Genomic DNA, 9,797 nt, shown 5'->3' on the forward strand with positions numbered 1-9,797 from the left:
ACCTCCCAGCGCGGGGACGTCGGGGAGGGCCTCGTCACATCGGGGTGGCGGCCCGGTCCGTCGCCGGGGCGCCGCGGAAGGAGCGCCGGTAGGTGAGCGGCGCCAGCCCGATCGCCGCGTGCAGGTGCTGGCGCAGCGACGCGGTGGTGCCGAAGCCGGCCTCCGCGGCCACCCGCTCGACCGGGGTGTCGGTCGACTCGAGCAGCCGCCGGGCCAGCGCCACCCGCTGCTGGGTGAGCCACCGCTGCGGGCTCAGCCCGGTCTCCTGGCGGAAGCGGCGGGTGAAGGTGCGCACGCTCATCCGGGCGTGGCCGGCCAGGTCGGCCAGGGGCAACGGTTCGCCCAGCCGGGTCAGCGCCCAGGCCCGGGTGTCGCCGGTGCCGGCGCCGTCGGGCTCGGGCAGCGGGCGGTCGACGAACTGCGACTGGCCGCCGTCCCGCCACGGGGAGACGACGCGGCGGCGGGCGACGCTGTTGGCCACGTCGCTGCCGTGGTCGCGGCGGACGACGTGCAGCAGCAGGTCGATGCCGGCCGCGTTGCCGGCCGAGGTGAGCACGTTGCCGTCGTCGACGAAGAGCACGTCGGGGTCGAGGTCGACCTGCGGGAAGAAGGCGGTGAAGGCGGCCGCGTGCATCCAGTGCGTGGTCGCCGGCCGGCCGTCGAGCAGTCCGGCGGCGGCGAGCACGAACGCACCGGTGCAGATGGAGACCACCCGGCCGCGCCCGGCGACCCGGGTCAGCGCGTCGGCGATCGCGGGGGAGAGGCTCCGGCCGTCCATCTGCGGCCCGCCGTAGATGCCGGGGACGACGACGGTGTCCGCGGTCTCCAACAGGGACAGGTCGTGGTCGGGCTGCACCAGGTACCCGGCGCTGGTGCGCACCGGCCCGCCGTCCTCGGATGCGACCCGGACCCGGTAGAGCGGGTGCCCGTCGGCGTCCACCGCCCCACCGAGGAAGGCGTGCGGCAGACCGAGCTCGAAGGCGACGGTGGTCTCCAGGGCGAGGACCGCCACCTCATGCGGCGTCGGTGCAGCCATGGCCCGATCCTTGCACAGGCTGGCCGTCGGGCCACTGGCTCCGCCGCCGTCCGGCCGGGAGCATCTCCGCCGTGACCGCCGCGCCGCCCGTCCGCACCCACCGCGTCCACCCCGCCTGGTGGGTGGCCGCGGTGACCTTCGTGGCCCTCATCGGCGCCGCCGCCTTCCGCGCCGTGCCCGGCGTGCTCATCGACCCGCTGCACGAGGAGTTCGGCTGGTCGCTGTCGACGATCTCCGGCGCCGTCGCGATCAACCTGGCGCTCTACGGGCTCACCGCGCCGTTCGCCGCGGCGCTGATGGACCGGTTCGGCATCCGCCGCGTCGTCGTCAGCGCGCTGCTGGTCGTGGCGGCCGGCAGCGGGGCGACCGTCTTCATGACGGCGAGCTGGCAGCTCATCCTGTGCTGGGGCGTGCTGGTCGGGCTGGGCACCGGGTCGATGGCGCTGTCGCTGGTCGCGACGGTCACCGGCCGATGGTTCGTCGCCCGCCGCGGTCTGGTCTCCGGCGTGCTCACCGCGGCCGGCGCCACCGGGCAGCTGGTGTTCCTCCCGGTCGTCGCCGTGGTCAACGAGCGGTGGGGCTGGCGGCCGGCGGCGCTGGGGACGGCGGCGGCCGCGCTGGCCGTCGTCCCGTTCGTGGCCTGGCTGCTCCGCGACCGGCCGCGGGACCTCGGGGTCGCGCCGTACGGCGGGACGCCGGCCGACGACGTCGACCCGGTCGGCGGCAACCCCGCGCGCACCGCGCTGCGCGGGCTGGCCGACGCGGTGCGGACCCGGCCGTTCTGGCTGCTGGCTGGCGGCTTCCTGATCTGCGGGGCCTCGACCAACGGGCTGGTGCAGCCGCACTTCATCCCCGCCGCGCACGACCACGGGATGCCGGTGACCACGGCCGCCGGGCTGCTCGCGGTGGTCGGCGTCTTCGACGTCGCGGGCACGATCTTCTCCGGCTGGCTCACCGACCGGGCCGACCCGCGGCTGCTGCTGCTGGCCTACTACGGGCTGCGCGGGATGTCGCTGTTCCTGCTGCCGCAGCTGTTCGGCACCGACGTGCAGGCCTCGATGATCGCGTTCATCGTCTTCTACGGCCTGGACTGGGTGGCCACCGTGCCGCCGACCCTGGCGCTGTGCCGGCAGTACTTCGGTGCCCGGGCGCCGGTCGTGTTCGGCTGGGTGTTCGCCGCGCACCAGGTGGGTGCCGCGCTCGCCGCCTTCGGGGCCGGTGTGGTCCGCGACGTCACCGGCTCCTACGACGCCGCCTGGTACGCCGCCGCGGCGCTGTGCCTGGTCGCGGCGGCGCTGTCCATCTCGATCCGCAAGCGGCCGGCGTCGCCGGCGACCACGCTCCCGGTCGAGCCCGTCCCGGCCGCCGCCGACCAGGCCCACGGCTGACGAAGTCTGCGGTTTCGCGCGCCTACGTACGCGTACGTAGGCGCGCGAAACCGCGGGTGGCGGTCAGCGGTGGCGGCCGTGCAGCAGGCCGGTGACCCGGGCCAGCGTGCGGGCGGCGGGGGCCGGACGGGCGAAGCTCATCAGCGGCACCGGCAGGGCGAAGCGCTGGCGGGTGATCGCCTTCGCGCGGGAGAACTCGCGCAGCCCGTCCTCGCCGTGGATCCGGCCGAAGCCGCTGTCGCCGACCCCGCCGAAGGGCAGCGCCGGCACCGAGGCGAAGGTGAGGACCGAGTTGATCGAGGTCATCCCGCTGCGCATCCGGCGGGCCAGGTCCATCGCCCGCGCCGCCGAGCCGCTGAACACCGACCCGCCCAGCCCCATGGAGCTGGCGTTGGCGCGGGTCAGGCCCTCCTCGGCGTCCGCGACCCGGGTGATGGTCAGCGTCGGCCCGAAGGTCTCCTCGCGCACCGCGGCCGAGGTCTCCGGCACGTCGAGCAGCACGGTCGGTGCGACGAACCGGCCGTCCACGGTGCCGCCGGCCACGAGCCGGCCGCCAGCCGCGAGCGCGTCGGCCACGTGCCGGCGGACGACGTCCCCCTGGCCCGCCATCGTCATCGGGCCGTAGGCGGCGCGGTCGTGCGAGCCGGGCTCCAGGTCGGCGACCCGACGGGTGACCTCCCCGACGAACCGGTCGTAGACGGCGCTGGTCGCGTAGACCCGCTCGATGCCGATGCAGGTCTGCCCGGCGTTGCTCATCGCGCCCCAGACGGCGGCGTCCGCCGCGGCGGCCACGTCGGCGTCGTCGTCGACGATCATCGCGTCCTTGCCGCCGAGCTCCATCAGCACCGGGGTGAGCGTCTCGGCGCAGGTCGCCATCACCCGCCGTCCGGTCGGTGCCGACCCGGTGAAGGCGATCTTGCCGACCCCGGCCCGGCACAGCGCGGCGCCGGTCTCGCCGTACCCGGTGACCACCTGGACGGCGTCGGGCACGTCCGGGACGGCGGCGCGCCAGGCCGCGGCGAGCCAGGCGCCGACGGCGGGGGTGTGCTCGCTGGGTTTGAACACCACGGCGTTGCCCGCGGCGAGCGCGTAGGCGATCGAGCCCATCGGGGTGAACACCGGGTAGTTCCACGGGCCGATGACGCCGACCACCCCGAGCGGCCTGTACTCGAGGTACGCGGCCTGGTTGGCGGCCAGCAGCCCCGGTCGCACCCGGCGCGGCCCGAGCGTCCTGGCCGCGTGCCCGGCGGCCCAGGCGAGGTGGTCGACCGCCAGGGTGACCTCCAGGACGGCGTCGTCGTGCGGCTTGCCGTTCTCCCGGTGCACCAGGTCGGCCAGCTCGGGCAGCCGCCGGGCCAGGTGCCCGCGGTAGGCGGCCAGCCGGAGCCGCCGCTCGGCGTAGCCCAGCGCCGCCCACCGCTCCGCGGCCGCCCGGGCCCGCTCGACGGTCGCCCGGACGGCGTCCGCGTCGTGCACCGGGAACACCCCGACGACGTCGCCGGTCGCCGGGTCCGTGGACTCGAGGCGGGCCGGGGTGTGCACGGTCGCGGACGGGCTGTCCGACTCCTCGCTGAGCGGCATGGCCGCACGCTACCCACCGGTAGCCCGGTGCCGCCGCCGGAGCGGGTCCTTCCGTCAGGCGGATGTCGCCGTTGTGCCCTGTGGTGCCGGTCACCAGCATCCCGAAGGTTGGTCGTGTGATCGTCGGTAGAGGAGAACCCATGGAGTTGTCGGGCAAGGTCGCCGTCGTCACCGGAGCCGGTCGTGGTCTCGGCCGCGCCTACGCGCAGGCCCTGGCCGCCGCGGGCGCCTCGGTCGTGGTCAACGACCTCGACCTCGAGGTCGCCCAGGAGGTGGTCGGTGAGATCACCGCCGCCGGTGGGTCCGCCGTCGCCGAGGGCTCCGCGATGGGCACGACCGAGGGTGCCGACGCGGTGGTCGCCAAGGCGGTCACCGAGTTCGGCCGGCTCGACGTCATGGTCACCAACGCCGGCGTGCTGCGGGACCGCACGCTGCTGAAGATGGCCGACGAGGACTTCGACCTCGTGGTGCAGACCCACCTGCGCGGCACCTTCACCTGCGGTCGCGCCGCGGCCCGCCAGTTCAAGGAGCAGGGCGGCAACGGGCGGCTGATCCTGATCGGCTCGCCGGCCGGGCAGCGGGCGAGCTTCGGCCAGACCGGCTACACCGCGTCCAAGGCCGGCATCATCGGCCTGGTCCGCACCTGGGCCGCCGAGCTCGAGCGCAGCGGCACGACGGTCAACGGGATCGTCCCGGTCGCGCTGACCCGGATGGCCGCGACCATCCCCGGCATGGCCGAGCTCGTCGAGCTGGCCGACCAGGGCAAGCCGATCCCCGCCGAGGTCCGGCAGGGCGGTCTGGGCACCGCCGACGACGTCGCCGGGCTCGTGGTGTTCCTCGCCTCCGACGCGGCTGCCGGGATCACCGGCCAGGCCATCGGCGCCGGCGGCGACCGGATCGCGATCTGGTCGCACCCGACCGAGGTGGCCGCCGAGCTGCGCGAGGGCGGCTGGGACGCCGACTCGCTGGCCGAGGCCTTCTCCGGCGGCGTCTTCTCCGGGGCACTGCAGGAGTGGCGGCCCGCGGCCGCCCCGGGCGCCCCGGCCGCGAAGTGAAGGAGAGCTTCGCGACCGTCCTGGAGACGATCGCCGACGTCCGCGCCGACCGGGTGGCGATCAGCCACGGCGACACCGACCGGACCTGGGCGGAGCTGGACGAGCGTGCCTCGCGGCTGGCCGGGTTCCTCACCGCCGCCGGCGTCGGCCACGACGACCGGGTGGCCATCGGCCTCTACAACGGCGTCGAGTACCTGGAGGCGGTCTTCGCCATCCTGAAGGTCCGCGCCGTGCCGGTGAACGTGAACTACCGCTACCGCCGCGAGGAGCTCGTCGGGCTGCTGGCCGACTCCGGCGCGGTGGCGATCTTCTACGACTCCTCCATGGCCGACCGGCTCGGCGAGGCGCGCGCGGACCTGCCCCGGCTCACCACGGCCGTCCAGCTCGGCACGGACGTCGAGGTCCCCGACTGGGCGACCGGGTGGGACGACGCGCTGGACACCGCCCCCGCCCCCCGCATCGAGCGCGGCGACGACGGCTGGCTGATGTACACCGGCGGCACCACCGGGAAGCCGAAGGGCGTGTGGGCGCCGCACTCGTGGCTGTTCCGCACCGTGTGCGCCAACAGCTACCTGCTGCTCGGCGAGCCGTACCCGGAGAGCCTCGACGAGCTGCGCGACGCGCTGCGCCGGCTGGGGCCCGACCGCGACACGATGGTCTGCCTGCCGGCGCCGCCGCTCATGCACGGCACCGGCATGTACACCTCGCTGGGTGCCCTGGTCGCCGGCGGACGGGTCGTCTACCTGGCCTCCAAGCGGTACGACCCCGACGAGCTGGCCGCGACGATCGGCAGGCAGCGGGTCACCGTGGTCTCCGTGGTCGGCGACGTCTTCGCCCGCCCGCTGGCCGATGCGCTGGACCGGGCCGAGGCCGAGGGCCGTCCCTACGACCTGAGCAGCCTCATCCGGATGATCAGCGTGGGCGTGACCTGGAGCGCCGACGTCAAGCAGCGGCTGCTGCACCACGCCGACATCGTCTGCCGCGACTCCGTGGCCGCGTCGGAGGGCGGGCCGTTCGCGATCGCCGAGACCCGCCGGGGCGACGCGGCGACGACGGCCCGCTTCCGACTGGCGCCCGGCGCCCGGATCGTCGACGAGGAGGGTCGGGACGTGGTGCCCGGCTCGGGCCAGGTCGGCATGCTCGCCGCACCGGCCATCGAGGGCATCGGGTACGCCGGCGACACCTCGGCGACCGCCGCGGTGTTCCGGGAGTTCGACGGCCGGCGCTGGGTGGTGCCCGGTGACATGGCGAGCCTGGAGGCCGACGGCACCGTCGTCTTCCAGGGCCGTGGCAGCCGGGTGATCAACACCGGCGGCGAGAAGGTCTTCGCCGAAGAGGTCGAGCAGCTGCTGCTCACCCACCCCGCCGTCCGCGACGCCATGGTCCTCGGCGCGCCCGACGAGCGGTGGGGCTCGCGGATCGTCGCCGTCGTCGCGCTGCGGCCGGGCACGACGCTGACCACGGAGGAGGCCCGCCAGTTCGTCGGCGAGCGGCTCGCCGACCACAAGCGCCCGCGCGACCTCGTGATCGTCGACCAGGTCCGCCGGAGCCCCTCGGGCAAGGCGGACCTGGCGTGGGCGAAGCTGGTCGCCAGCGGGTCGCCCGACCCGAGCACCGGCCAGCAGCAGCCGCCGCTGGCCGCCACCGACCAGGAGGTCCGATGACCACCCCGATCACCGTCGACGGCGTCGAAGGCGCCAAGACCCTCGCCGGCCAGCAGCTCGGCCCCAGCGAATGGGTCGAGATCACCCAGGAGATGGTCAACACCTTCGCCGACGCCACCGGTGACCACCAGTGGATCCACGTCGACGTCGAGCGCGCCAAGAAGGAGAGCCCGTTCGGCGGCCCCATCGCCCACGGCTACCTGACCCTGTCGCTCACCCCGCTGTTCATGCCGCAGCTGATGAAGATCACCGGCTTCGGCATGGGCGTCAACTACGGCACGGAGAAGGTCCGCTTCCCCTCGCCGGTGCCGGTGGGCAGCAAGCTGCGCGCGTCGGCCGTCATCGACTCGGTGACCGACGTCAAGGGCGGCATCCAGCTGCAGACCACGCTGACCTTCGAGGTCGAGGGCTCGGCCAAGCCGGCCTGCGTGGCGACGATCCTGGTCCGCCAGTACCTCTGACCGTCGGTCCGCGACGGCGGCGGTCGGTGCAGCCGACCGCCGCCGTGGTCCCGGATACCCTCGGGGCTGTGCTCCCGACCGTCGGGTGGCGGGGACGGCGGTGTCTGTGACAACGGGGGACGGGCGCGAGCCTGCCATCGACTTCGCTGCTGTGTTCAGGTCCCTGCCCACGCCGTTCCTGGTCATGACGCCGGACCTGGTCATCGCCGAGGCCAACGAGGCGTACCTGGCGACCACCGGGCGCACCCGGGACGAGCTGGTGGGGGTCCCGGTCTTCGAGGCCTTCCCCGGCAACCCGTCCGAGAGCGAGGCCGACGGCGGGGTCAGCAAGGTCCAGGCGTCCTTCGAGCGGGCCCGTGACACCCGGCAGCCGGACACCATGCCGCTGCAGGAGTACGACATCCCCGACGGCCGCGGCGGGTTCAGCAAGCGGTTCTGGAGCCTGATCAGCACGCCGGTCCTGGACGCCGAGGGCCGGTGCGCCTACGTCGTCCAGCGCGCGGAGGACGTCACCGACTACGTCCGTGACCAGCAGCGCGCCGGCGCCGACGCCTCGGCGCTGCAGCGCCGCGTGCTGCAGGTCGAGTCCGACCTCTACGCCCGGGGCCTGGAGCTGCGCGCCGCCCAGGCCGCCGAGGCGGCCAGTGCCGACCGGCTGACGGCGCTGGCCGGGGTCGCGCTGCGCCTGGCGGGCGCGGAGACCGTCGCCGACCTGGTCTCGGTGATCACCGCGGGCGGGATGGCCGTCGTGGACTCACCCGGCGGTGCCGTGGCCGTCCGCGAGGGGGACGTGCTGCGCTCTGTGGTGTCCGAGCAGCTCGGCGGTGCAGCCACCCAGGAGACCTACCAGACGCTGCCGGTGGACGGACCGCTGCCGGTCTGCGTCGCCGCGCGCACCGGCCGGCCGGTGCTGCTGCCCGACCGCGACGCCTCGCTGGCCTTCGCCCCCGGAATGGCCGCGGTCGTCGAGGCCACCGGGGGCGTCGCGTACGCGAGCCTGCCGCTGCGCACGCCCACCCGGGAGATCGGCGTCCTCACCATCGTCTGGGACCGGCCGCGGCACTTCGACCCCGCCGAGGTGGAGGTGCTCACCGCGTTCGCGGCGCAGTGCAGCCAGGCGCTCGACCGCATCCAGACCCGGCAGGCCGAGCTCCGCAGCGCCCGGCAGCTGGCCGCGCTGGCCGACCTGGCCCTGACGCTCGGCCGGGCGGAGTCGGTCCACGAGCTGACGTCCATCGTGGTCGAGCGCGGCCTGGCGGTGCTCGGCGCCCAGGGCGGTGCCGTCGCGGTGGTCGACCCCGACGACCGCTCGAGGCTCCGGCTGGTCATCACCGACGGGCTGGGCTCGGTCGCGCAGCACGCCTACGAGCTGCTCGCCCTCGACGGACCGATGCCGGTCAGCATCGCCGCCCGCACCGGCCGGCCGGTGGTCACCCACGACGCGGCCGAGTCCCTGGCGCTCACCCCGGACATGGCCCAGGTCATGGCCGACACCGGGTGCCAGGCCTGGTTCGCGCACCCGCTGACGACCGGTGGCCGGCTGGTCGGCGCTCTCGTGGTCGGCTGGGCCGAGCCGCAGGACTTCGGGGCCGCCGAGTCCGACGTCGTCGTCGCGTTCGCCTCGCAGGCCGCCCAGGTGCTGGACCGGCTGCAGACCCGGGCGGCCGAGCGGACGGCGCTCACCGCGCTGGCCGGAACCGTCGAGGCGCTGCAGCGCAGCCTGCTCTCCGACCCGCCGGAGCCGGACCACCTGCAGGTCGCGGTCCGGTACCTGCCGGCGGCACGGCAGGCCCAGGTGGGCGGCGACTGGTACGACAGCTTCGTGCTGGGCGACGGGCGCACGGTGCTCGTCATCGGTGACGTCACGGGCCACGACAGCCACGCAGCCGCCGCCATGGCGCAGGTGCGCAACGTGCTCCGGGGCGTGGCGCACCACAGCGGCGGGACGCCGGCGGAGGTGCTGACCGGCCTGGACTGCGCCATGCGCGACCTGGCCATCGGCACGCTGGCCACCGCCGTGCTGGCCAGCGTGGAGCAGACGCCCGCCGAGGCGGCCCGGGGTGTGCGGGTGCTCCGCTGGTCGAACGCCGGCCACCCCGCGCCGCTGCTGGTGGCACCCGACGGGACGGTGGAGGAGCTGGAGCGGCCGGCCGACCTGCTGCTGGGCGTCGACCCGCTCCGGGCCCGCGCCGACCACACCCACGAGCTGCCGCCCGGCTCGACGGTGCTGCTCTACACCGACGGGCTGATCGAGCGCCGCGGTGTGCCGCTCGACGAGGGCGTCCGGTGGCTGAGCGGTCTGGTGCAGTCGCTGCGGCACCTGCCCCTCGAGGAGCTGTGCGACGCGGTGCTCGCCGAGCTCTCCGAGATGGACGACGACGTGGCGCTGCTGGCCATCCGGGCGCACCCCGAGGACCGGCCCCGGCCGGCCGAGGCCGGCCCGAGGCGGATGCCCGAGGGGCACACCGCGCTCGTCTGACGCTCGCTCTCGGGGTCGGTCCGGCTGCTGTCAAGTGCCGTGGGAGATCTGTGGACAAGCCCCTGACCTGGGGATTCGATTTCTCGTCTGCCTCCTACCGCGGTAGACTTCGCACAAGTGTTCGAAGCGGTGG

The 9,797-nt window shown here is 74.9% G+C and carries 7 protein-coding genes; 5 read left to right on the forward strand and 2 right to left on the reverse strand.

The window, feature by feature from the left end:
- Positions 1-34 precede the first annotated feature (34 nt).
- Complete coding sequence (locus HL054_RS21270; protein WP_369141118.1) at positions 35-1,036, reverse strand: GlxA family transcriptional regulator; 1,002 nt, start codon at positions 1,034-1,036, stop codon at positions 35-37.
- A gap of 71 nt (positions 1,037-1,107) precedes the next feature.
- Here HL054_RS21270 and HL054_RS21275 point away from each other — a divergent pair, with 71 nt between their 5' ends.
- Complete coding sequence (locus HL054_RS21275) at positions 1,108-2,424, forward strand: MFS transporter (RefSeq protein WP_369141120.1); 1,317 nt, start codon at positions 1,108-1,110, stop codon at positions 2,422-2,424.
- 63 nt (positions 2,425-2,487) lie between these two features.
- Here the strand turns inward: HL054_RS21275 and HL054_RS21280 are convergent, their stop codons facing one another.
- A complete protein-coding gene (locus HL054_RS21280) occupies positions 2,488-4,005 on the reverse strand; it encodes an aldehyde dehydrogenase family protein (protein WP_369141121.1) in 1,518 nt (505 codons plus the stop codon).
- A 140-nt stretch (positions 4,006-4,145) separates the two neighbouring features.
- Between HL054_RS21280 and HL054_RS21285 the strand changes: the two genes are divergently transcribed.
- The 4 genes from HL054_RS21285 (at position 4,146) to HL054_RS21300 (ending at position 9,664) form a co-directional block, all read left to right on the forward strand.
- Positions 4,146-5,060 (forward strand): SDR family NAD(P)-dependent oxidoreductase, encoded by a 915-nt coding sequence (locus tag HL054_RS21285; protein ID WP_369141122.1) that lies wholly within the window; start codon positions 4,146-4,148, stop codon positions 5,058-5,060.
- Entirely contained in the window at positions 5,057-6,724 is a 1,668-nt protein-coding gene (locus HL054_RS21290) for an AMP-binding protein (RefSeq protein WP_369141123.1), read from the forward strand. Before HL054_RS21285 ends, HL054_RS21290 begins: the two co-directional genes overlap by 4 nt.
- The gene (locus HL054_RS21295; RefSeq protein WP_369141124.1) at positions 6,721-7,185 is read left to right on the forward strand and encodes a MaoC family dehydratase; all 465 of its coding nucleotides are present in this window, start codon (positions 6,721-6,723) and stop codon (positions 7,183-7,185) included. Before HL054_RS21290 ends, HL054_RS21295 begins: the two co-directional genes overlap by 4 nt.
- A 151-nt stretch (positions 7,186-7,336) precedes the next feature.
- Positions 7,337-9,664: a SpoIIE family protein phosphatase gene (locus tag HL054_RS21300; protein ID WP_369141125.1), complete on the forward strand. Its 2,328-nt coding sequence runs from the start codon at positions 7,337-7,339 to the stop codon at positions 9,662-9,664.
- The last annotated feature ends 133 nt before the right edge of the window (positions 9,665-9,797 follow it).

The organism is Modestobacter versicolor (assembly GCF_041028285.1).
In the GTDB taxonomy this organism is placed as follows: domain Bacteria; phylum Actinomycetota; class Actinomycetes; order Mycobacteriales; family Geodermatophilaceae; genus Modestobacter; species Modestobacter versicolor_A.